This window comes from Brevibacillus sp. JB24b (assembly GCF_051713385.1).
GTDB lineage: Bacteria > Bacillota > Bacilli > Brevibacillales > Brevibacillaceae > Brevibacillus_B > Brevibacillus_B laterosporus.
The window spans coordinates 3,589,151-3,612,112 of record NZ_JBNVQV010000001.1; the positions used below are offsets into that span (position 1 = coordinate 3,589,151).

Consider the following 22,962-nt stretch of genomic DNA (forward strand, 5'->3'; position numbering starts at 1 on the left):
TACCTATCTTCTATTTTACCCAAAATAGGTAGCTTTCAGCAAAATGATTACATCAAATGTATGCCATTCAACTGTACACTTATACATCATAACTAATCCCAATAAAAAAAGACTGCTGAGCTGAACTCAACAGTCTTCTTTCTGACAATAACATTCATTAAAAATCACTTGTATCCCAATCCCCAAGCATTTCTACACTAGTATCGCTAGAATCAAAGCGACCACAGTCCGGATTTAAGCATAGAATGCCATGTAATTGACTGTCCAAAAACACATGACCATTTGCAAAACCACAGTATGGACATTCCCACATTTTTATACACTCCTTATGCTCCTTATCGCAGATTAGTGTGCCCATTACATGCTTGGGATATGAGTATAACCAGCTTTTTACTTAATCGATTCCATTTCTATCGTTTCAAGATATTTAAGGAAAGGATAAGGATTAACAGCTTCGCCTGTCTGATTGCTGTACAGTCCAAAATGCAAATGAGGCACAAACATACCTGAAGTTCCACTAGATCCATAGCCAGTATCGCCTACGAAACCAATTAATTGGCCCGTTTTAACCGAACTCCCCACTTTTAATCCTGGAGCAAAAGCACTTAAATGGGCATAGTACACTCGATACTTACCAGAGGAATGTGTAATATTTACTCTCCATCCCCCCATGTTATTCCATCCTAAGCGATTAATGACTCCATTCGTCGACGAAAAGACAGGTACTCCATGAAAAGCCATAATATCAATACCTTCATGATTTCTACCTTGAGCGTCTGCTCCCCATGTCCGTCCATCCCCATATGTATCGTAAACCTGTTCATACCAAGTACCCTTTTTTAATGGGAAAACACTTTGTTTAGGATTTAAAGCTTGGTCAATGTTCCCTATGTATTGCTGTTTCGTTTTTGTATCTAATGGGCTCCATGTCTGTTTATACATAGTAACCACTGGAATGGTTAGCTTCATTCCCTGCCATATCTCATCCTTTGTTAAACCAGACTCTTTCTTTATCGACGAAATGGGAACACCGAATTTTTGACTAATGGACCACAGCGAGTCCCCTGCTTGTACTGTATAAGTTGCTGAGGTTGTTTTAGTAGCAACCACAGCTACCTTCGATTGTTCATTATAATCTACCTGATAACCTAATAACTCACTTATCGAACGTAGGGGAACTAAAATGCGACCTTCTTTTACTATTGGAGAAACATCGAGATTATACTTTTTCCCGTTGCCCCAAGCTGTTTTTTGATTCACCCTATAAGTAAATTCTTCTGTTTCCGTACTAATAAGTACTTGCTTGGTAGATGCCTGATAGGTAACCTCCGCCTGAGTAGCTTCTGACACAGCTCGAATCGGTACCAACATACGATTATTCACAATTTGTGGTTCTACATCCGTTTTTATACCTTTTCCATCTACCATTAGGAAAATGCGTGGCACAGAAGCAGCCTGTACTTGCATAGGGTTAATCCAAGAAATTGATAACAAGGCAGTACCCACCATACTGCTTACTATCCAACGGCTCATACTCCTTCGTAATCTCATCATGTAAATAGCCTCCTTATCCAGGTCAAACTTGTCCCATTATCCCATAGGTAATAAAAAGGTATCTATGCATAATTACTGGTAAAAAGTAGACTAACAAGAAAAACCACCCTTCCAAATGGAAAGGTGGCCATCTATCTTCTCGCTATCATCACATATTACACACGTGTATATTCTGATTAGAAATATATAAATAACGTTTACTAACGAGAACCTGTTTCATATGGTTCACCACTTGCTTTTGGAGCACGTGATTTACCAACGAGACCAGCAAGCACCAAAATTGTCAATACGTATGGTAGCATATAGATAAATTCAACTGGAATGTACTTCGTAAGCCCGAATACTTGTACAAGCGTCTTAACAGCTTGAGCTAATCCGAAGAAAAGAGCTGCTCCCATTGCACCTACTGGATGCCACTTACCAAAAATCATCGCAGCAAGTGCAATAAAACCTTGACCAGAAATCGTGTTGTGAGAGAAGTTTGAGGTTGTTGTTAAAGCAACGGTTGCTCCACCCAACGCTGCTAAAGCTCCACTCAGCATAACGGCAATGTAACGAACACGAAATACATTAATACCAGCTGTATCAGCGGCACGTGGATGTTCCCCAACAGAGCGAAGTCTCAACCCAAACTGAGTTTTAAACAGCATGAACCAAACGATTGCAACTGTGATGAATGCCAAATAACTTGTTGGATATGCTTGGAACAAAGCACGACCAAGGAAAGGAATATCACTTAAAAATGGGATGTCCCATTTGGAAAATACAACGCTCAACGTTTTGGTTTGTCCAGCACCATCAAAAATGATTTTGGTAAGATATACAGCCAAACCTGTTGCCAAGAAGTTAAGAGCAACACCACTTACTACCTGATTTGATTTAAAAGTAATCGAAGCTGCTGCATGCGGTAGGGAGAAAATAATACCAGCAACACCTGCTGCGATTAAACCAATCCAAGGTGCGTACGGCGCAGGCTCCATAAAGTAAGTAACAACTGCTCCAACGAAAGCTCCCATCACCATGAGACCTTCCAGTGCAATGTTAACTACCCCGGAACGTTCAGAAATAACACCGCCTAGTGCCGCGAAAATGAGGGCTGTGGAAAATACGATCGTATCATGTAATAGATCGCCACCAATGGTTAGCCATTGCATCTTTACAGCACCTCCTTCTTATTCTTCTTAGATAAAACAGGTTTTAATATAAATCTAACAATTCCATGAGCTGCAACGAAGAAGATTACCGAAGCAATTACCACACGAATTAACTCTACTGGTACGCCCGCTCCCATCTTCATTCCATTTGCTCCAAAGGACAATATTCCAAATAAAATAGCTCCTAATACTACCCCAATTGGAGTATTACCACCAATTAAAGCTACCGCGATTCCATCAAAACCATATCCAGGTTGAGCGGCCATAATAGCTTGATAATGGAACACTCCAAGAATTTCAGCCGCTCCACCCATACCTGCCATACAACCTGAAATAAACATAGCTTTTACAACGTTGTTATTTACATTCATCCCAGCATACTGAGCTGCATGCGGGTTAAAGCCTGTCGCACGAAGTTCAAAGCCCGTTTTTGTTTTCCAGAGGACAACAAAGAAAAGAACAGCTAAAACAAGAGCAAGTAACGTACCCCAGTGCATACGTGCACTTTCAAACATTTGAGACAGCCAGCCAATTGCAATGGACGCTGATTCCTTAATTTCTGGGGAACGCTGTTGACCTTCTGGGACCAACGTGGTAACCAGAATAAAGTTTACCAAATACAAGGCAATCCAGTTCATCATGATTGTCGTAATAACCTCATGGACACCACGTGCAGCTTTTAGCCAACCTGCAAAAGCCGCCCACAGTCCACCGACAATTGTACTAACAATAATGGTTAGTGGAGCATGAATATAGACAGGTAAGTCCAGCTTTACACCAAGGTAAACAGCTGTAATCATTCCCATCATAAATTGACCCTCTACTCCGATGTTAAATAGTCCTGTACGGAAAGCAAAGGCAACAGCCAAACCACTAAAAATCAAAGGAGTTATCTGACGGATCGTTTCACCGAAATTATAAGCGTCACCAAATACTTTCTTTACCAAAGAACCATACGCTAACAGTGGATCAAATCCACCTGCCAGCATCGCAATTGCCCCGACGATGAGTCCAAGCAGAATCGCAACAACAGGAACGATGAAAGAATCCTTTGTAAAAATCTTAAATACATTATTCATCCTGTTCGCCTCCTTGCATGCGTTTTCCACCTGACATCATCAACCCGAGCTCTTGTTCATTCGTTGTTTTCGGATCAACAATACCAACGATTTCACCTTCATAAATAACAGCGATACGATCGGAAACGTTGCGAATTTCATCCAGCTCAAACGAAATAAGTAAAACCGCTTTTCCATTATCGCGTTGTTCAATTAGGCGCTTATGAATAAATTCAATCGCACCTACATCCAGCCCACGTGTCGGCTGAGCTGCAATCAACAGATCAGGATTCTTGTCCACTTCACGAGCAATAATCGCTTTCTGTTGGTTACCACCTGACAGAGCGCGTGCTAGGGTATGTATCCCTGGTGTACGTACATCGAATTCTTCAATTAGATTTTCGGCATGCTTGTTGATTGCCTCATAGTTCAAGAATCCATTTTTATTAAACTCAGGGTGGAAATACGTCTCAAGAACAATGTTTTCAGCCATGTTAAAATCAAGAACTAAACCATGCTTATGTCGATCTTCCGGTATATTAGAAAGTCCTGATTCAGAAATAAAACGCGGAGTTTTATTTGTTAGATCCTTACCATTTAAAGTAACTGAGCCTTCTTGACATTTGCGTAGCCCTGTTAACACTTCAATCAATTCAGACTGACCGTTACCGTCAACACCAGCAATTCCAAGAATTTCTCCAGCCTTCACATCAAAGCTGATTTTATTTAAGGCATTAACTCCTCGATTGCCAATTGCTGTTACATTTTTCACAGATAGAATCGCCTCTTTAGGATCAGCAGGCTTTTTATCTACGGTAAACGTTACATCACGCCCCACCATTTTAGATGCCAATTCATCTGGATTCGTATCTTTAATAGCTAGAGAATCGATAGTCTTACCACGGCGAATAATGGTGACACTATCACAAATCGCCATAATCTCTTTTAGCTTATGGGTAATCAGGATAATCGTTTTGCCTTCTTTAACCAAATTACGCATAATCTCAATTAACTCGGAAATTTCCTGCGGTGTAAGAACAGCCGTTGGTTCGTCAAAAATGAGGATATTTGCTCCACGGTACAAGGTTTTTAGAATCTCAACACGTTGTTGCATCCCTACTGAGATGTCTTCAATTTTTGCATAAGGGTCAACCTTGAGCCCATACTGTTCAGAAAGTGCTTGTACCTTTTTAGCCGCTGAATTGATATCTATCTTCAAACCATTTTTTGGTTCTTTTCCTAGAATAATATTTTCCGTAACGGTAAACGGTTCGACAAGCATAAAGTGTTGGTGAACCATTCCAATACCCATTTCGTTAGCAACGTTTGGACTGGTGATTTTCACCGGTGTTTCATTAAGTAAAATCTCACCCTCATCAGGTTGATACAACCCAAATAGAATATTCATTAGAGTCGATTTACCCGCACCATTTTCACCTAAGAGCGCGTGAATCTCGCCCTTTTTTACTTTAAGTTGAATATTATCATTTGCAATAATTCCTGGAAAGCGCTTCGTAATTCCACGCATTTCTACAACAGTTTTTACATCTTTCATTTCACTCACCCCGTTTTTCTGGGTAATAATTCACAAGTAACTCTGCACAAGGCAACAACAAGGCTAGTCATGAAACTAGCCTTGTTGCTTATTTTCTTTAACAAATAAAATAACTAGATCAATTACTTTTCAGCTTTTTCTGGAACTTTAATTTCGCCACTAACGATTTTTGCTTTAAATTCATCAACTTTTTTCAGAACTTCAGCTGGTACATTGATAGAAGAAGTAGAAGCTAAACCTACGCCGTCTTCAGCGATACCTAGGTTAACAACTTTTCCACCTTCCCATTTGCCTTCAGCCATGTCTTTGGATACTTTGTAAACAGCTTCGTCTACTTTTTTCACCATAGAAGTCAAAGTGATTTCGTTACCAAAGTTAAGAGATTGGTCTTTGTCTACACCGATAACCCAAACGTTTTCGCCTTTTTTCTTACGGTCAGCAGCCTCGTTGAATACACCGTCTCCAGTAGCACCAGAAGCATGGAAGATGATATCTACACCTTGAGCATACATACCAGAAGCAGTAGATTTACCTTGGTCAGGTTTATCAAAAGCACCTGTGTAGATAGATATTACTTTAGCTTCCGGATTAGCTGCTTTTACACCAGCAAGGAAACCAGCTTCAAAACGTTCAATAACCGGAATTTTAACACCGCCTACGAAGCCCACCTTTTTGGTTTTGGACATTTCAGCAGCAACAACACCCGCGAGGAAAGCTCCCTCTTGCTCTTTGAACAATACGGATGCTACGTTTGGAGCATCAACTTCCGCGTCGATGATCGCTAGTTTCGATTCTGGGTTTTGGTCAGCAATTTTTTTGATTGGTTCAGCCATCATGAAACCAATACCCCATGTCAGATCCCATTTTTCCTTAACAAAGTTGTTCAAGTTTGGTACGTAGTCAGCATCGCCATTACTTTGAGCATAGTTTGTTTCAATGCCTGTGTCTTTGTTTAGCTTCTGTAGAGCTTCCCATGCACTTTGGTTAAAGGAGTTGTCGTTAACACCACCAACGTCAGTAACCATACCAACTTTTGCAGAAAGTTTCTTTTCTGCCCCTGGAGAAGCGCTTTCTTTACTAGGCTCAGTTGGTTGAGCTTTACCGCAACCAGTTAGCACCAGTGAAAGACTTAGGGTTGCCACGGAAAGAACAGATAGGATCTTTTTCATGCTTGTGATACCCCCAATTATCAGTTTTTATGTAGACAAGAAAATATCAGACTATCAGATCTGGGTGTTAATCCAAGAGCTTGGAGAGAGCAAATTAATAATAAAAAACAATAACTTGCTTATTCTGTTCTCTACCAATTCCTTTTAAGGAAAAAACCACCATTTTCGACATGAATCCAATATTTTCGCCAGCCCGTAGAAATTTTACCCCATGTAAGAAGCGATATGCAAGCGAATTTTTTATTCTATCATTCGGAATATGTTAGTTTTCTTAATGTTTAACATAAAAAACCTTTTTTAAGAGATTTGTGTTTCGGTGGATGGGCGTGGAATTCGTACCTCACGTGGCTTACTTCCCTCGTACGGACCAACAATTCCCTGAGCCTCCATCATATCTATTAATCGAGCAGCTCTCGTATAGCCAACACGCAGTCTTCTTTGCAATAGAGAGGCAGATGCCGTCTGTGCTTCTGCAACAACCTGAACGGCCTGATCATACATTTCGTCGTCCATGACCATTTGTGGCTCCTCGCTTATTTCCTCGGGAATCATCTCTTCACTGTATTTTGCTTCCTGTTGTTCTTTCACAAATGATACAACCTCTTCTACTTCCTTATCTCCAACAAAAGCGCCTTGTACACGGGTTGGTTTGGAGGCACCCATAGGTAAGAACAGCATGTCTCCTCGCCCAAGTAATTTTTCCGCTCCTCCCATATCTAAAATAGTTCGTGAATCAGCCATAGACGAAACTCCGAAGGCAATTCTCGATGGAATGTTCGCTTTTATCACACCTGTAATGACGTCAACAGAAGGTCGTTGAGTCGCAATTAAAAGATGAATTCCAGCTGCTCGGGCCATCTGGGCTAGTCGACAAATGGCATCTTCTACCTCTCCTGGCGCTACCATCATCAAATCTGCTAACTCGTCTACTATCACAACTATATAAGGTAGGGGAGCCGTCTGTTGCCCTTGTTCTGCTGTTTTCACCATCTGGTTGTACATTTCTATGTTGCGACAATTAGATTTAGAGAACAAATTGTAACGTCTTTCCATTTCTACCACTACTTTTTTCAGAGCCACAGAAGCACGTTTGGGGTCAGTTACAACAGGCGCTAGTAAATGTGGTATACCATTATAAACATTAAGTTCTACCATTTTCGGATCTATCATCATTAATTTCACTTCGTTCGGTTTTGCGCGCAATAAAATACTCATAATAATCCCATTAACACATACTGATTTACCGCTTCCCGTAGCTCCAGCCACCAATAAATGGGGCATTTTTGCTAAATCTGCCAAAATCGGCTCTCCTGAGATATCACGTCCTAGAGCTACAGTTAATTTAGCTTCCGACTCTTTGGATTGTGGACTTTCTAAAACCTCTCGTAGTGTTACCAATGAAATTTCACTATTAGGAACCTCAATACCTATGGCTGATTTGCCAGGTATAGGAGCCTCAATTCGAATGTCTTTTGCTGCTAATGCTAGGGCTAAATCGTCGGTTAAGCTTACGATACGACTTACTTTTACCCCAGTTGCAGGTTGTACTTCATAACGTGTCACAGCGGGGCCACGATGGATCTCAGAGACAATAGCGTTTACACCAAAGCTTTTCAGTGTTTGCACAAGCTTAGCTGCATTTGAAGCATGATCTACGTCTTTTTGTTGAGCCGAGTTTTTCGGTCTTGAAAGCATAGACAAATCAGGGATTATATAAGTGCTTTCAAGCTGACTATCCTCTGTCTGAAAATTCACCGTCACGTCGGGCATATCTTCTCCTTGTGAATGAGCCTTTGTTTTAACCGTGATCTTGGCGGATGTTTCTACTTTTTGAGGTGGATTCGCAATATCCTGTTCTGGAAGAGTATCCTCGACTCGTTCGGTAAAATCTCTTATCACGGGTGAAACAATTGCTTGTTCATTCTCGATTTTCTCTTCCCAAGGGGTATTATTATCTACAATCAATGGCGATGGTGCCTCTATTGCACTGGCATGCTCCAAGTTCGATCCATTCCCGACCTTCTCTTCCGATTTCTTCTTTTCTTTTTCTTCTTGCAATAGCTGCATGGATTCTTTGACAGATTGTTTTGTTTTTATATAGCCAGCAGACAGCTTGCCTCGAATGACATTGAAAAGATCTACATAGGAAAGCTGGAAGATAAACATGATACCTATCAAAAAGAAGAGACCAACAACAAGCCCTGTCCCAACTTTTCCAATTAAAGCATTGGTTACTGTAAATAAGACAGCTCCTATCATTCCCCCGCCAACGCTTACCGTTGATACTTTCTGCTTCTGGTCCTCTATAATACGCTCCCATGTTAGTTGAATGATATTTTGATCAAAACGTCCATTTCCAGACAAAAGCTCATATAACAGCAAATGGTCCCATAACAGAATTCCCATGAAAATGATGAAAAAGCCGAACATTCTAGGACTCATTCTGGGGAGTTTTCGAACGAACATCATATATACAGAAATGACAATAAGGGCAACAGGTATCAGAAAATCCCATGATCCTGCAAACATGCGAAATAAAAAGGAAAGGACTTTTTGACCTAACCAACCACTCTCCAAAAGACCGATCACACTGAGACAGATCATAATAAGACCAATCAGTTCCAGCTTAATGATCGAGGCCCATGCCGATGGAGATGTTTTTCTCTTTCTTCTGCTCATGGCACGCTTGCCTCCTTTACGTATGATTACTTTTTCTTTTCCAGTCCCCTTGTAACATTCCCTTTTAACAGCGAAAATCCCTGCTTTAAGGGAACAAAAACAGCCGGAGTTGGTGCGTCCGGCTGTTTTTGTTATCTTAATTAGTATACCACAGGAAATTGTTACAAATACAAACTACTAACAAAATTCCTTTTTAATCAAATGAAGGACGGAATTTAACTATTTGCCCAGGTGTATAGGCTGGATTGACATAGTCATGTGGGTTGGGGCTAATGAGACGTACAATTTTTCCCTCATATGAATTAATGGGTTCTACCAACATGACCGCCTCTCCCATTTGAATTTCTTGAATCTGCTGTTTTTCTACCTGTTCCTGGTTAGCAAATATGAGCTCCATTGGCATAGTAGAGTATATTATCATTGAAACACACCTTCTTTATTCCGTCTTTCCTCAATAAGTTCATTCAGCTTCTTTAAAGCTTTACCAAGTCCGCCTACTTCATTAATTAAACCATATTTCACCGCATCAGAACCAATTACATTGGTACCAATATCACGACTTAATTCGCCTGTACGTAACATAAGATCACGGAATTTCTCCTCTGTAATATCAGAATTACGAGCAACAAATGAAACTACACGATCCTGCATTTTATCAAGATACTCGAAGGTTTGCGGTACTCCAATAACAAGACCTGTTAACCGAATTGGATGAATAGTCATTGTCGCTGTCTCAGCAATATAGGAGTAATTACCGGCAACAGATATTGGTACACCGATAGAATGCCCCCCGCCAAGCACGAGGGTAACCACAGGCTTGGATAAAGATGAAATCATCTCGGCCAAAGCAAGACCTGCTTCAACATCTCCACCCACTGTATTTAGGATAACCATAACTCCCTCAACCTTTTGGTTCTGTTCTGCCGCCACCAATTGAGGAATGATATGTTCATATTTTGTTGTTTTATTTTGAGGTGGTAATTGAATATGGCCCTCTATTTGCCCAATAATAGTCAGGCAGTAAATATTGCTTTCTAATTGGGGTACGTTAGTCTGACCAAGTTGAGTAATATTGTCTATTAAACGTTTTTTAGCCTCCTCTGAAGGCTCCTGCTGAGGTGCTGTTGTCTCTGGTTGCTCTTGTGACCGTGATCGTTCTGGTTGTACCTGAGGTGTTTGTGGACTCTCCTCATTATTGATCCTATTCATTGTAAATGGCGGCTTACGTAAATAATCTTTAGAATCCATCTGGCTAACGACCTCCTTTATGCTGGTTTTAGTATGGGTAAGCCATACCGAAATCATGCATTGATGGAAATGCTAGCCTGCTGATAAAATTGTTTCACATGAGTCAAATCCTTGTAAAAAAACACCCCTTTCATATTTGATGGCAAATTCAGCCAATCATCCATGACAGGAGTGTTTTTATCGTCTATTTACTCTCTAAGCCTTTATTTAATTTTTCGCTTGCCTTAGCAGGAATCTCTGATATTTGTACCTCAGTATAGGAAACTACTTGATCAGGCTTCACATACACTTTAAGATATGCCTTTTGACGCAATTGTTTCAAACCATTAAATGTGATCGTCTTTTCCATTCCATCTTTATCATATCCAGTTAACGTATACTCGTACAAATCTGTATTTGACACTTGTTTACCGTCTCCAATAATCTGAACATAATAAATGTCTGCACCTATTTTTTTGAATCGATTGTCTTCAAAAAGATAATACAAGCCGCCTAAAACGATCAAGAAAACTAAAATCCCAATAATTGCCTTCTTCATTTTCATTCTCCTCTATACTAATTCTCTTGCGATCAGTATAAGGGAGTTTTAGCCAATGTAACATTGAATATCCTTTCATCAATATTACATTTTTGTAAGATAGGCAAATATCTGCTATCTAGAAACCGTTGATCCTTTTAAAAGGGAAGAAAGTGGAAGAGGAAATTCAGGAATCCCTGCAGAATAAGGAGTATATTCATATAGCCCAAAATAAATGATTACTGAATCTCCTTTGATATAAAACGCTTGTTGCTCATTAATCGTTTCGAACGGTGTTAGTAAATATCCATATTTTTGTTGAAATTGTTTCTTTATTTGTTGTGTAATCTCTGCTTCATAATCAGGGTTTTCTTTGAGAAGGTCTTGCAGCGAAAGAATTTTACCTGTTTTGATATCGATTGTATATGCAACCCGATCAACCATTCCGTGTGCTCCACCCGTATATGTATACTGATCAAAAACGATGCTAATTAATCCGTTTTGATTATAGGTAATCTCGTAATCAAGTGAGTAATCATAAGGATTTTCACCCTCTCTGATCTCCATAGAAGCTTGAGAACCCATTTCAAAGGTTTCAAGTGCAACCTTTTCTAGCTGATCGTTTATGTTCCGTTGAATTTCTACATTGGAAGAAAGCCAATTTAATTGCGGATATTGTATCGATACGTTTGTATTATTTCTGTTAATTTCCAGTTCTTTATTCTCGAATTGTAGGTTATTTTCGGATACAAAATGAGTGCGTACAGCTTTCGTAAAGGAATCCTGTGAAACAGAGTATCCCATGTTTTCACAAATAACCCGTAAAGGTACCAGTATGGAAGAGTCTTTGATTCGAGGGGCTTCCTCCATAAACAGCTTATGTCCATTTACGAGATAGGCATTTTCATCTACCTTCATTACGATTTCCTTTTTTGAGGATAAGATTGAAATACGTTTTGTTTGGGGCTCATAGTATACATGAAATCGGAAATCATTGCGTAACGTATCTAATGTTACAAATGTAGTTCCCTTGATAACTTCTCCGACACTTCTAAGCAGTTTGGTGTCGACAATTACATCAACCTGCTTAGTAGATTCTGCCCAGACGGAATTTGCACCGAACGTAACGCAATGAAGTATTGCTACTATCATCAAAATATACCCTCTTGCTTTTCTCATACAAGTCTCTCCTTTATGTACAGAACCATTCCTTCTTTTTACCATGACACAAAAAGGACAGTATATCACATGTGATGCTTGTTTTGTACTCCTTCAGTAAAATTAAAAAATGATAAGTAAAACTAGGAAATCTACAATGCCACCACTATGAGTACTTTTTTATTCATATAAAATAACAGCATTAACAATATGGGCTTTTATTATTACTTTTCCAGGTTAACTTCTTATTCTAAAAACAACGACCCATCAACGAAATCTTGACAGGTCGTTCATACTGTATCCCTGTTCCCACAGGCCATATATTTTATGCCTCTTTAAGAAGAAATGATTAGACTACCTGCATGACTTCTACATTTATTCACCCTTAACCACTTCTGTCGCTTTCAATGCTCGCATGTCATTAAAATGATCCCTATAAGTCTGATTAATAAGTCTTTTAGTTCCATCTCGAATAAGACGTACTGATCAGAATGCTGATTAAATCGTTTCGATCTAGCCAGTTGATTTAGCTATCCCTCCTGTCCAAAATTCCATTCTACATCGGTTACAAATAAATTACCTTTTTGTTATGGTACGAGTAAATTTGAACACTTCATCCGCTGCCCTTTCACGTCCTCCAGACTTATGAAATGACTGACTGATTTTTTTTGCCTTTTCCTGATAAATTGGATTTTCTAAAACCTCATGAACAGCTTGTTTAATATCCTCGGCTGATAGATTTTGAAAATCTAACAGAACCCCTGCTCCAAGTTCCTTCACCCGTTTTGCTATCGTAGGTTGATCATTCATAATGGGAAGCATAACTATTGGTACTTCAAAATAAAGTGATTCATTTATGCTATTCATACCGCAATGGCTAATAAACACATTCGTTTGACGTAATACATCTATTTGAGGAACATAATGACGCACAATAAAGTTATCCGGTATATCCCCTAATTCTTCCATTGTTATATTCTTCCCAATGCTAAGTACTACCTTACCCTCTACGTCTTTTAAAGCCGTAAAGCATTTTTGATAAAGCTCAAGCTGTTGGTTTACGATAGTTCCCATAGAGATGAAGATGACTTGTTCCCCTTCTAATTCATCAATAGGAAAATCATCAAGGTGATTACTATTTGGCAATGAGGGACCTACAAAAATATAGTTGTCCTTAAATTGCTCACTATTTCTCTGGAAATAAGAAGAAGTGAACACAATATTTAAATCAACTGGTCCAGGATTCGATAAAAAAAATCCCGGGAATGGAACTTTATATTTGCTTTCTAATTGCTTTTTACGTTCTTGTGTTTTTTCAAATTGTAAAAAATTTTGAAGCGTAGCCAGCCTCTCTAGCTTCCCTTTTTCATCATCTGAGTCTGTTAGTGTCATATTTTCATGAGGATCATTTGAAAATGCAAATGTAGTCCAAGTAGCAATGGATAATAACTTACATTGGTGAGCAATCCAGGTACCTACCATCGTTTGTGCATCGTATAAGAGATAGTCATATGTCTCATTCGTAATTTCGTTCAGTATGGTATCCGTTATCATTTCCATGGCATGTAGAAATTGCAGGAAAAACTCCTCGGGCTGTGAATTCAGAAGATCACTAATTTCTTGAAGTTTTTCTTGTGCTCTTTGATCCACAGGCCGAAATATAGCTCCTGTTTGTTCAATTTTCTCTTGAAAATGATTGGACGAATAATAGACAATATGCTCCCCACGCTTTACTAAGTCAGTTACTAGCCCTAACGTTGGATTTACATGACCTTCTCCCAACATACTGATGTATAGTGCCTTTGCCATTTGCTTCCCTCCTATAATAAAGGCTGTTACTCCCAATTCAGTTTTTTCTACAGAATGCACACGGAAATCAGTTAAAACTATTACCTGTGAATAAAGCACCACTAAAACCTAAATGTGTTTGGATTATAACAGAAAATTCCATTTTTTGTCTATTATTTATTCATTTCCCTTTCGATCCACATTCTTACATCTTAGCTTTTTACAGGTTAGAATTTCGAATAAATTCAGTACATGAAATTACACAGAAAATGAACGTGCGTAGATAAAAAAGAAAATAGGCCTAAGATTTTTCAATACCATCTATTTAATGGTACAATTCTAAAAAGATAGATAAATCAAACTAAAATATCAATCTCTGAGATTTGCTCGTTTTACCTGTATTCTTAAAGGAAAAGGTAGTGAATCAGGTCATAGGAGGACGTGTTATGGCAACTGCAACAGATATTTTTTGGAGACCGAGCATTGGAAGTGGCTATGAACATTTACAATTAGTAAAAGACGATCACCAGATAACGGTTGACAGCTTAGTAATTGAAAAGTCTGACGAGGGAGCAATTTTTCGTGTACAATATCAAATTATTCTAGACGCGAATTGGATTGTCCGCAAAGTAACAATACAGTGTATTGGCAAAGAACAATCCCTGATACTGACCTCTAATGGTAGAGGAGAATGGCGAGATGCGCAAGGAAAGGTCATCTCCGCTTTAGCAGGATGTATTGATATCGACATATCCTGTACCCCATTTACCAATACACTCCCTATCAATCGCTTAGAGTATACCCTCTCTACTCAACAGGAAATCTCTGTAGTTTACATATCGGTACCTAATTTATGTTATCGTCAGGTAAAACAGACCTATACTCTGATGAAAACAAATCATTCTGAATCGATTTTTACCTATCAAAGTGGTAGTTTTACAGAAAATATCAAGGTAGATACTGACGGAATCGTCACAGAGTATCCGCAATTGTTTTTGCGCGAATATGCCCATACTTAAAAATGTAATCATCCTATATGAGGACATATCAAATCATATAGTTTTGAATATCAGCATTCTGCAAAATGACCTAGGCCTACTAATGAATTAGCATAAGTAGGCTTAGATTTTATGTTTTTAAATGCCCGCAGGCACTTACTAATTTGCACTGAGCAAAAAGGGAAATAAACTCATTTTCCTTACACTAGCAACAACTAATTTTTCAGCTTAAACTGTATCATTTCATACCAACAAACCTCACAGTCCCCCTTGTTTGTTGTATTAAAAATCTTTTAAGCTGAGGTTGAGATCTTGATAGCCGTACAATGAGCCTATTTCTAATGAATCGAAGCCAAATGTATCCACAGCTCAAATCTCTTTGGCAAATGATAAACCCTTGTCAGCTAAAGCGTGACGGATTTGATCCATTGCTTTTGGACCCATACCATGTAGCTTCATCACCTCGGCTTCACTTAGTAGTGTAAATTGTTCCAGCCGGAAATACCCTGCCCCTTCGAGTGCTCGTCTTGCCGGCTTGGCTAGCTTACTAGGTAAATCACTTTGTGTTTCATCATCATTCTGAGCCATCAGTAACCCCCTCTCTCCTCCTTATTGAATCCTTCAAACAATTACATTTTATCCTTGTTCAGCTCCCTTCATTATTTATAAAAGATGTCAAAAAGGATCAGACAAGCTTCCTTTTTACATATTCCTTCCATTGCATGCAAAATACGTGCATTACTTAGGTCTAACTAGCTTAGTTGATGAAAGTTATTCTTGTAATATATTTACATTATATAAATATTCTGTATATAATAATTAATATAGCATTATATGTCCACCGCAGCCTGATGATATAGAGTCAGGTTAACTAGCAATCATAACAGTCATTTATCATTTGTACCTATTTATTTGGGATTTTGACTTTATGTAGTAAAATATCCCCTCCACTATCCGAAAATAGCTTGTGTGTATTTGTTATCATGATTTTTCTCTGCTCATAGGAATTCAGACGATCATACTTACTCCCTACATCAAATCTGGTTTTAAACTCTTCCATTTCCTTGTATCATGACCCATTACTTTCTTTTTTATTTTGAAGCTGTTAAAATACCTTTTTCAAAACAAAAAGCCGAAAAACCTTGCTGTACAAGGATTTCCGACTCTCTATAGTCATGTTTGGAATTACACTTCCATGATGATAGGTAAAATCATTGGTCTTCTACGTGTTTGTTCGTATAAATAACGTCCAAGTGTATCTTTTACATTATTTTTCAGCGATGACCATTCATTTACTTTTTCATCCATACATTTTTGCAGAGTTTGGGCTACGATACGATTTGCCTCTTCCATCAATTCTTCCGACTCACGTACATATACGAAGCCACGAGAGATGATATCAGGTCCAGACACGATAGTACCATGTTGTTTACTGAGGGTAACGACAACAACCAGAATTCCATCTTGGGATAATAATTTGCGATCACGTAGAACGATGTTACCTACATCGCCTACGCCCAGTCCGTCAATAAGAACGTTGCCTGCATGCACTTTAGGACCGTATCTTGCCTGACCCTTTGCAATTTCCACGGTATCTCCATTATCGAGTAAGAAGATATTCTCAGATGCTACTCCCACCTGTTCAGCAAGTATTGCATGCATACGCTGCATACGATACTCCCCGTGAATCGGGATAAAGTATTTAGGTTTCATCAGGTTAAGCATTAAACGTAGCTCTTCCTGGCTCCCGTGTCCAGATACGTGAACGGTACCATTTGGCCCATGTCCTCCATAAATGACTTCTGCACCTGCTCGGCATAGGTGATCGATGGTTCGGGAAACGTATTTCTCGTTCCCTGGAATTGGTGTTGCTGCTATGATTACTGTGTCTCCAGGCATCATGTCAATCTTCCGATGGGCGGATCGGGCAATACGGGTAAGCGCTGACATAGGCTCTCCCTGACTTCCTGTTGACAGAATAACTACTTGTTCTAATGGTAGTTTATTACATTCATCGATATCTACAATTATCCCTTCTGGAACATGTAAATATCCTAAATCCATACTGATGGTAATAACGTTAATCATGCTGCGTCCTACTAAAGTTACTTTACGATTGTATTGAACAGCAGCATCAAAAACTTGTTGGATACGATGAACATTTGATGCAAACGTGGAAACGATAATTCGCCCCTCCGCTTTATGAAAAACTTCTTTTAATGCTTTCCCTACTGAACTTTCAGATCCAGTAAAGCCTGGACGTTCCGCGTTCGTACTGTCTGATAACAGGCAGAGTACGCCTCGTTCCCCAATTTCCGCCATTTTTCCGAGATCAGCTCTTTGATTGTTTACGGGGGTTTGATCAAACTTAAAATCTCCGGTATGGACGACATAACCTTCAGGGGTTGCTAAGCATACACCGACTGAATCAGGAATACTATGATTTACTCTGAAAAACGTCGCTGTTAATGTACTGCCAAGATTTACTTCTGAATCGCTATTGATCAAGTGACGAGTGGTTGTATTTAGAATACCCGCTTCCTTCAATTTAACATCAATCAGACCTAACGTTAACTTTGTTGCATATACCGGCACATTAAGGTGACGCAATACGTAACTTAGTCCTCCAATATGATCTTCATGTCCATGTGTAATAATAATTCCGCGTACTTTATCACGATTTTCTTCCAAATAGGTAATATCGGGGATTACCATATCGATCCCCAGCATTTCCTCCTCTGGGAATTTGAGACCCGCGTCAATAACAACGATGTCATCATCGGTCTCTACTACGTACATGTTCTTACCAATTTCGCCAACTCCGCCCAGGGCAAAGATAAGAACACTTTGATTCAACTTAGACAATGAATGTACCTCCTATATTTAGTTGTCAAATTACACCTCAAATTAAACCGCCCCAAATCGCTTATCTCTATTATATCCGAATTAAAAACAGGAATACAAGTAAGAAAAGCATATATATAAATTTATCTAAGCATTATTACGCCCAGTAATGACAGGGGTTTACACATTTCTCCTAGTAATCCCGCTCGCAAATATTTGTAAAGATATGGGACAAACAGCGTAGCTAAGCATCTCCATCCATGTACCGTGTACCTCATAAAACATTTGTAAACAGGAAAAGACAAGCATTCTATCTATAAACATAAAAAATCGCTGAGTAGTCACTTTGATATGACATACCCAACGATTTCTTAAAATGCTAGTAAGATAACGAATTTCATTCCAAACATTATTGATTGCACAGCAACACTCTAAAGCCATTCATTTATATAGCTAGCTTCTTCGGCCGTCAAATTCATAAGCGGTAATCGAACACCGCCTACTTCAATCCCTTTTTTGTTTAATGCAGCCTTAATTGGTGTTGGATTGGGATATTTGAATGCTCCTTCAAATATCGGAACTAGCTGACGATGAAGAGCTGCTGCTCTTGACGTATCTCCCTTGAAGAACGCATCCATCATTTCTTTCATCTCTAGACCAATTACGTGGCTTGTTACGCTCACTATTCCAACTCCGCCAATGGAAAGTACGGGTATAGTTAAGCCATCATCACCACTATATAGCTCAAAGCCTTGAGGTGCATGCTCAATGATCTGTGCCATTTGTGTAAGATTTCCAGATGCCTCTTTGATACACACTACGTTTGGTAGCTCAGCTAACCGCAAAGTTGTGTCAGCTGTCATGTTAACTCCAGTGCGTCCAGGGACATTGTACAACATGATTGGTAGCTCTACCGCCTCACTAATAGCCTTAAAATGTTGGTAAAGTCCTTCTTGTGATGTACGACTATAATAAGGAGCTACTAGCATTATTGCATCTATACCCGTTTTTGCTGCTTCTCTGGAAAAGGTGATACTTTCTTCTGTGTCATTACAACCGGTACCAGCAATTACTTTAACCCTACCCTTAGCTTTTTGTACACTAAAAGCAAATAAATCAAGCTTTTCCTGTCTAGAGAGAGTTGGTGATTCTCCCGTTGTACCACTTACCACGAGTGCTTCTGAGCCTGTGTCTATTAGATAGTCGATAAGCTTTTCTGTGCGATCCCAATCAATCTGACCCTTGTCATTAAAAGGTGTTACCATGGCAGTCACAATACGCCCGAAAATAGCCATGTTTCATCTCTCCTCTGTCTTCCACTTTCCTTATAGGCTCTCTAATTCCTATTTTTCTTATTTACATTACAAGCGAGCATTAGACAAATCAAACTTCTGATGCAATGCTCGCACAGCCCTAGCCATATCCTCGTCATGTACTAGTACCCAAATGGTTGTATGTGAGTCGGCAGATTGTAGAATCTGTATCTCCTCGTTGGTGAGTGCTTCTACAATATGAGCCATAACACCAGGTACTCCTGCAATGCCAGCACCAATTACCGATACCTTTGCACAATGCGGCATTAGTTGAGGCTCATATCCCATGTCAGCTAAGATAGTCGCCGCCTTTTCAGCCATGTGATCGTGTACCGTATAAGCGACACCTAGTGGATTTACATTAATAAAATCAACACTGATATTATGCTGTGCCATCGCTTTGAATACCTGAAGCTGAGTATCATATTGTCCTTCTTTAGAGAATACCTTGATCTGTGTAATATTAGGAACATGAGCGATCCCCACAACAAGTCGGTCACTAAATGATTCATTAAAACGACCTAACTCATGTAGACTAGTAACCAATGTTCCTGGATCGTCTGAAAACGTGGAGCGTACACGTATTGGGATATTTGTTTGCATAGCAATTTCTACAGCGCGTGGGTGAATAACCTTAGCACCTAAGTGTGCCATGTTACAAATCTCAGTATACGTAACGGTATGAAGTGACTTAGCCTCATCTACTATTCGTGGATCGGCCGTCATAATACCATTTACATCTGTAAAGATATCAACCATGTCTGCTTTTAAGGCAACGCCAAGTGCTGTTGCTGTCGTATCGCTTCCTCCACGACCTAAAGTGGTCACTTGCCAATCTTCCGTACGGCCCTGAAACCCCGGAACGATAACAACACGCCCTTGCTCAAGCTCTTGTTGAATGCGGTCAGGTTCAATTGTTAGGATTTGTGCGTTACTAAAATCATTAGTGGTTATAATATTAGCTTGCCCACCCGTTAAAATTGTGGACTCGATGCCTCGCTCATTAAGCATGCTGGAGATGACGCAGGCGGAAATAATCTCCCCTGTATGCAATAACAGGTCGTTTTCGCGTGCCCGTAGGCTGTCCCCATTTTGACGGATCAATTGTAATAGCGTGTCAGTGGCGTAAGGATCACCCTTACGCCCCATTGCTGACACTACTATTACCAAGGAAAAGCCTTCCGCCAGTGCTTTTTCAATGTGGCCAATTGCCCGATTACGATGATCCTCCGTTGTTAAGGATGAACCCCCGAACTTTTGGACAAGAATTTTCATGAAACCTCTCTCCTAGCTGTTGGCCTTGATAAGCTCCTCGGCAATTTGTACGGTGTTCCAAGCAGCACCCTTTAATAGATTATCTGATACAACCCACATATGGATGCCTCGTGGATGCGTTAAATCTCGGCGAACACGACCGACAAAAACTTCAAGCTTATCCGCAGAATCGGTAGCCAATGGATATTTTTGTTCTTCAGGGGAATCGACAAGCACAATACCAGGTGCATGTGCTAGTATAGATTTCACTTCTTCCAGTTCATAGTCATTTTTAAATTCGATATAAACGGACTCACTGTGACCTTTTACTACTGGAATACGCACACAAGTAGCTGCAACTAAAACTTGATCGTCACCTAATATTTTCTTTGTTTCGTTTACCATCTTCATCTCTTCATACGTAAATCCATTGTCTGTGAAAACATCAATTTGCGGAATCGCGTTAAAAGCAATCTGATGATGAACAGGAAGTTTAGATACCGGCAGTACATTTGCTTCCGGCTCTTTCCCATCTAGAATGTCTCTGGTTTGAGTCAACAGCTCATTGATCGCTTGAGCACCCGCACCAGATACAGCTTGATACGTAGAAACAATAATCCGATCTATTCCAAAACGGTCATAAAGAGGCTTTAATGCTGCAACCATCTGAATGGTAGAACAATTAGGGTTTGCAATGATTCCTTTGTGTTTGCGTGCTGCATCCATGTTAACTTCGGGCACAACCAATGGAACTTCCGGATCCATTCGATAAGCACTGGTATTGTCAATGACAACTGCTCCGTGACGTACAGCGTGTGGAGCTAATTCCTTACTAATCGCCCCTCCTGCACTGAACAGAGCAAAATCTACACCGATAAAGCTATCAGGTGTTGCCTCTTCAATTGTCACTTCCTCACCTTTAAACAGCACCTTTTTACCAGCCGATCTTTTTGAAGCTAATAACTTCAGTTGACCGATTGGAAAATTTCGTTTCTCCAAAAGCTGAATCATTTGCTGTCCTACTGCTCCTGTCGCTCCCACGACTGCGACATTTACCTTCAGTTGGTTCTCCATCTTTTTCTCCTCCTAAGAGCCTGTTAGCTGCATCAATAATGGAATCTTTCTATAAGCAAAGGTTGCAACTGACGATGTTGTATAGCTAGCTCGCACGTTTCTTTAATGAGGTCCATTCGTGCTACCAGCGAGTTCGGTTTTTTGTCAGGCGCATCCTGCCCAAACGGAACAAAATAAATATTTTTGGTAGCTAGAAGTTTTGCAATATTAGCCGCATTTAAACCAAGTCCATCATTGGTTGAAATTGCCAAGACGACTGGGTGTAGGTTGCGCAAGGTTGCTTTTGCAGCCATTAAAACAGGGCTATCTGTGAGTGCGTTCGCCAATCGGCTCGTGGTGTTACCTGTGCATGGAGCAATCACCATAACGTCAAATAGCTTGGAAGGTCCAAGCGGTTCTGCATCAGGAATAGTGGTGATAATCTCTTCGCCTGTAATCTGTTTTAATTGGTTTTGCCAATGGTTAGTCGTTCCAAAACGTGTATCAGTGGTCATCACGGTCTGGCTCGCTATGGGTACAACACGTGCTCCAGCATCTACTAAACGCTGAATTTGCGGCATGGTTTCTTCCAATGTACAATGGGAGCCCGTTAACCCAAATCCGACTGTTTTTCCCCTCAGATCGCTCATGATGTTCCCTCCTGATTGTCAGCTTGCTCCGATAGTAGTCGCGCTAAGGTATTGGCAATAATTTGCCCGGCTGTTTTCGGTGCAACGATTCCAGGAAGGCTTGGGGCAAGGATCGCTTTGATTCCACGACGTTCTGCATAACGAAAATCGGTTCCACCCGGCTTAGAAGCAATATCTAGGATAAAAGCAGTCTGTGGCATCTGTGCAATGATGTCTGATGTAATAATCAAATGTGGGATTGTGTTAAAAATAATGTCCACTTTTGATACATATCGTTTAAAATCATCAAGATCAAAAGCATCAATGCCCATCTCATTACTACGTGCTATGTGTTCTGGACGTTTTACCCCCACCTTAACATGTGCTCCCAATGCATGCAAAGCTCTAGCTAATGACATTCCTACTCGACCTAATCCGAGAACAATCACATCAGAGCTGTGAATCGTAATATCAGTGTTTTGGATCGCTACCATCAATGCTCCTTCCACAGTAGGAATGGAATTATAGATAGCCACGTCGTCACGATTTAATAGCTCTTTTAGCGGAACGTTATACATTTTTAATAGCTCTCTCAGATAAGGCTTCGCCATCCCGGTATAGACAACGCATTTTTCTGGTAAAGCTTCAAAATGCTCCTTAGAGAGTTGAATACTTTTTGTAGAAAAAATGCTTTCAATCATTCCTTTGTCATCCGTACCGACGATAGGTAGGATCAGGGCATCAACATCTTTTAACACATCGCATGTTAATGGTTTCTTCGTTGCTCCTGTAAAGCTACTCTCCAAGTTATCAAATCCAATAAGAGTAACTGTGGCGTCCAACTGAATGCATTTTTTAATGACTTCCAGTTGACGAGCATCACCGCCAATAAAAGCAACATGTTTTCCCGTCAGCATGCCGTGTTCCCCTTTCCAAACATTTTACGCAAGATAACCTGGAAACGCAAAGAATTTTTCCAAGTCCTTTGGAA

Annotated in this window: 20 protein-coding genes; 1 reads left to right on the forward strand and 19 read right to left on the reverse strand. The window is 39.9% G+C overall.

Features of this window, described 5'->3' with window-relative positions; translation table 11 throughout:
- Positions 1-157: 157 nt before the first annotated feature.
- From ACQV1I_RS16720 to ACQV1I_RS16775, 12 genes are all read right to left on the reverse strand, one after another.
- Complete coding sequence (locus ACQV1I_RS16720; RefSeq protein ID WP_018670898.1) at positions 158-313, reverse strand: hypothetical protein; 156 nt, start codon at positions 311-313, stop codon at positions 158-160.
- 77 nt (positions 314-390) lie between these two features.
- Positions 391-1,554: a stalk domain-containing protein gene (locus tag ACQV1I_RS16725; RefSeq protein ID WP_116333329.1), complete on the reverse strand. Its 1,164-nt coding sequence runs from the start codon at positions 1,552-1,554 to the stop codon at positions 391-393.
- A 200-nt stretch (positions 1,555-1,754) separates the two neighbouring features.
- Positions 1,755-2,708 (reverse strand): ABC transporter permease, encoded by a 954-nt coding sequence (locus ACQV1I_RS16730; protein ID WP_018670896.1) that lies wholly within the window; start codon positions 2,706-2,708, stop codon positions 1,755-1,757.
- A 2-nt stretch (positions 2,709-2,710) separates the two neighbouring features.
- The gene (locus ACQV1I_RS16735) at positions 2,711-3,787 is read right to left on the reverse strand and encodes an ABC transporter permease (protein WP_094699343.1); all 1,077 of its coding nucleotides are present in this window, start codon (positions 3,785-3,787) and stop codon (positions 2,711-2,713) included.
- A complete protein-coding gene (locus ACQV1I_RS16740) occupies positions 3,780-5,321 on the reverse strand; it encodes an ABC transporter ATP-binding protein (protein ID WP_116333330.1) in 1,542 nt (513 codons plus the stop codon). The genes ACQV1I_RS16735 and ACQV1I_RS16740 overlap by 8 nt, the downstream gene beginning before the upstream one ends.
- Before the next feature lie 122 nt (positions 5,322-5,443).
- Positions 5,444-6,490: a BMP family lipoprotein gene (locus ACQV1I_RS16745; RefSeq protein WP_116333331.1), complete on the reverse strand. Its 1,047-nt coding sequence runs from the start codon at positions 6,488-6,490 to the stop codon at positions 5,444-5,446.
- Between the two features lie 297 nt (positions 6,491-6,787).
- Positions 6,788-9,169 carry an FtsK/SpoIIIE family DNA translocase gene (locus ACQV1I_RS16750; RefSeq protein WP_328207681.1) on the reverse strand — a complete coding sequence of 794 codons (2,382 nt, stop codon included), beginning with the start codon at positions 9,167-9,169 and terminating at the stop codon, positions 6,788-6,790.
- A 193-nt stretch (positions 9,170-9,362) separates the two neighbouring features.
- Entirely contained in the window at positions 9,363-9,590 is a 228-nt protein-coding gene (locus ACQV1I_RS16755; RefSeq protein ID WP_094699347.1) for a YlzJ-like family protein, read from the reverse strand.
- The gene (locus tag ACQV1I_RS16760) at positions 9,587-10,417 is read right to left on the reverse strand and encodes a ClpP family protease (RefSeq protein ID WP_116333333.1); all 831 of its coding nucleotides are present in this window, start codon (positions 10,415-10,417) and stop codon (positions 9,587-9,589) included. The genes ACQV1I_RS16755 and ACQV1I_RS16760 overlap by 4 nt, the downstream gene beginning before the upstream one ends.
- Positions 10,418-10,601: 184 nt before the next feature.
- Positions 10,602-10,955, reverse strand: a complete 354-nt coding sequence (locus ACQV1I_RS16765) for a YxeA family protein (protein WP_094699349.1) — start codon at positions 10,953-10,955, stop codon at positions 10,602-10,604.
- A 114-nt stretch (positions 10,956-11,069) separates the two neighbouring features.
- On the reverse strand, positions 11,070-12,113 hold the full coding sequence (locus ACQV1I_RS16770) for a PdaC/SigV domain-containing protein (RefSeq protein ID WP_236645706.1): 1,044 nt from the start codon (positions 12,111-12,113) through the stop codon (positions 11,070-11,072).
- 555 nt (positions 12,114-12,668) lie between these two features.
- Positions 12,669-13,901: a macrolide family glycosyltransferase gene (locus tag ACQV1I_RS16775; protein WP_116333334.1), complete on the reverse strand. Its 1,233-nt coding sequence runs from the start codon at positions 13,899-13,901 to the stop codon at positions 12,669-12,671.
- A gap of 425 nt (positions 13,902-14,326) precedes the next feature.
- On the opposite strand from ACQV1I_RS16775, the gene ACQV1I_RS16780 reads away from it, so the two are divergent.
- Positions 14,327-14,899, forward strand: coding sequence for a putative glycolipid-binding domain-containing protein (locus ACQV1I_RS16780; RefSeq protein WP_116333335.1), 573 nt, complete (start codon positions 14,327-14,329; stop codon positions 14,897-14,899).
- A 348-nt stretch (positions 14,900-15,247) separates the two neighbouring features.
- On the opposite strand, the gene ACQV1I_RS16785 is transcribed toward ACQV1I_RS16780, so the two are convergent.
- The 7 genes from ACQV1I_RS16785 to dpsA all read right to left on the reverse strand — a co-directional run bounded on the left by ACQV1I_RS16785 (position 15,248) and on the right by dpsA (position 22,888).
- Positions 15,248-15,466 (reverse strand): DNA-binding protein, encoded by a 219-nt coding sequence (locus ACQV1I_RS16785; RefSeq protein WP_116333336.1) that lies wholly within the window; start codon positions 15,464-15,466, stop codon positions 15,248-15,250.
- Between the two features lie 597 nt (positions 15,467-16,063).
- Entirely contained in the window at positions 16,064-17,743 is a 1,680-nt protein-coding gene (locus tag ACQV1I_RS16790; protein ID WP_018670883.1) for a ribonuclease J, read from the reverse strand.
- 410 nt (positions 17,744-18,153) lie between these two features.
- Complete coding sequence (dapA, locus tag ACQV1I_RS16795; RefSeq protein WP_116333337.1) at positions 18,154-19,017, reverse strand: 4-hydroxy-tetrahydrodipicolinate synthase; 864 nt, start codon at positions 19,015-19,017, stop codon at positions 18,154-18,156.
- 66 nt (positions 19,018-19,083) lie between these two features.
- Positions 19,084-20,310, reverse strand: a complete 1,227-nt coding sequence (dapG, locus tag ACQV1I_RS16800; protein ID WP_094699354.1) for an aspartate kinase — start codon at positions 20,308-20,310, stop codon at positions 19,084-19,086.
- 12 nt (positions 20,311-20,322) lie between these two features.
- Positions 20,323-21,363 carry an aspartate-semialdehyde dehydrogenase gene (locus ACQV1I_RS16805; protein ID WP_094699355.1) on the reverse strand — a complete coding sequence of 347 codons (1,041 nt, stop codon included), beginning with the start codon at positions 21,361-21,363 and terminating at the stop codon, positions 20,323-20,325.
- Between the two features lie 32 nt (positions 21,364-21,395).
- Positions 21,396-21,992, reverse strand: coding sequence for a dipicolinate synthase subunit B (locus ACQV1I_RS16810; RefSeq protein WP_094699356.1), 597 nt, complete (start codon positions 21,990-21,992; stop codon positions 21,396-21,398).
- On the reverse strand, positions 21,989-22,888 hold the full coding sequence (dpsA, locus tag ACQV1I_RS16815; RefSeq protein WP_094699357.1) for a dipicolinate synthase subunit DpsA: 900 nt from the start codon (positions 22,886-22,888) through the stop codon (positions 21,989-21,991). The genes ACQV1I_RS16810 and dpsA overlap by 4 nt, the downstream gene beginning before the upstream one ends.
- Positions 22,889-22,962 lie beyond the last annotated feature (74 nt).

Coding starts and splice junctions, on each gene's coding strand:
- ACQV1I_RS16720 (WP_018670898.1), bottom strand. CDS start 313: ATGTGGGAATGTCCATACTGTGGTTTTGCAAATGGTCATGTGTTTTTG.
- ACQV1I_RS16725 (WP_116333329.1), bottom strand. CDS start 1,554: ATGATGAGATTACGAAGGAGTATGAGCCGTTGGATAGTAAGCAGTATG.
- ACQV1I_RS16730 (WP_018670896.1), bottom strand. CDS start 2,708: ATGCAATGGCTAACCATTGGTGGCGATCTATTACATGATACGATCGTA.
- ACQV1I_RS16735 (WP_094699343.1), bottom strand. CDS start 3,787: ATGAATAATGTATTTAAGATTTTTACAAAGGATTCTTTCATCGTTCCT.
- ACQV1I_RS16740 (WP_116333330.1), bottom strand. CDS start 5,321: ATGAAAGATGTAAAAACTGTTGTAGAAATGCGTGGAATTACGAAGCGC.
- ACQV1I_RS16745 (WP_116333331.1), bottom strand. CDS start 6,490: ATGAAAAAGATCCTATCTGTTCTTTCCGTGGCAACCCTAAGTCTTTCA.
- ACQV1I_RS16750 (WP_328207681.1), bottom strand. CDS start 9,169: ATGAGCAGAAGAAAGAGAAAAACATCTCCATCGGCATGGGCCTCGATC.
- ACQV1I_RS16755 (WP_094699347.1), bottom strand. CDS start 9,590: ATGATAATATACTCTACTATGCCAATGGAGCTCATATTTGCTAACCAG.
- ACQV1I_RS16760 (WP_116333333.1), bottom strand. CDS start 10,417: ATGGATTCTAAAGATTATTTACGTAAGCCGCCATTTACAATGAATAGG.
- ACQV1I_RS16765 (WP_094699349.1), bottom strand. CDS start 10,955: ATGAAGAAGGCAATTATTGGGATTTTAGTTTTCTTGATCGTTTTAGGC.
- ACQV1I_RS16770 (WP_236645706.1), bottom strand. CDS start 12,113: ATGAGAAAAGCAAGAGGGTATATTTTGATGATAGTAGCAATACTTCAT.
- ACQV1I_RS16775 (WP_116333334.1), bottom strand. CDS start 13,901: ATGGCAAAGGCACTATACATCAGTATGTTGGGAGAAGGTCATGTAAAT.
- ACQV1I_RS16780 (WP_116333335.1), top strand. CDS start 14,327: ATGGCAACTGCAACAGATATTTTTTGGAGACCGAGCATTGGAAGTGGC.
- ACQV1I_RS16785 (WP_116333336.1), bottom strand. CDS start 15,466: ATGGCTCAGAATGATGATGAAACACAAAGTGATTTACCTAGTAAGCTA.
- dapA (WP_116333337.1), bottom strand. CDS start 19,017: ATGGCTATTTTCGGGCGTATTGTGACTGCCATGGTAACACCTTTTAAT.
- dapG (WP_094699354.1), bottom strand. CDS start 20,310: ATGAAAATTCTTGTCCAAAAGTTCGGGGGTTCATCCTTAACAACGGAG.
- ACQV1I_RS16805 (WP_094699355.1), bottom strand. CDS start 21,363: ATGGAGAACCAACTGAAGGTAAATGTCGCAGTCGTGGGAGCGACAGGA.
- ACQV1I_RS16810 (WP_094699356.1), bottom strand. CDS start 21,992: ATGAGCGATCTGAGGGGAAAAACAGTCGGATTTGGGTTAACGGGCTCC.
- dpsA (WP_094699357.1), bottom strand. CDS start 22,888: ATGCTGACGGGAAAACATGTTGCTTTTATTGGCGGTGATGCTCGTCAA.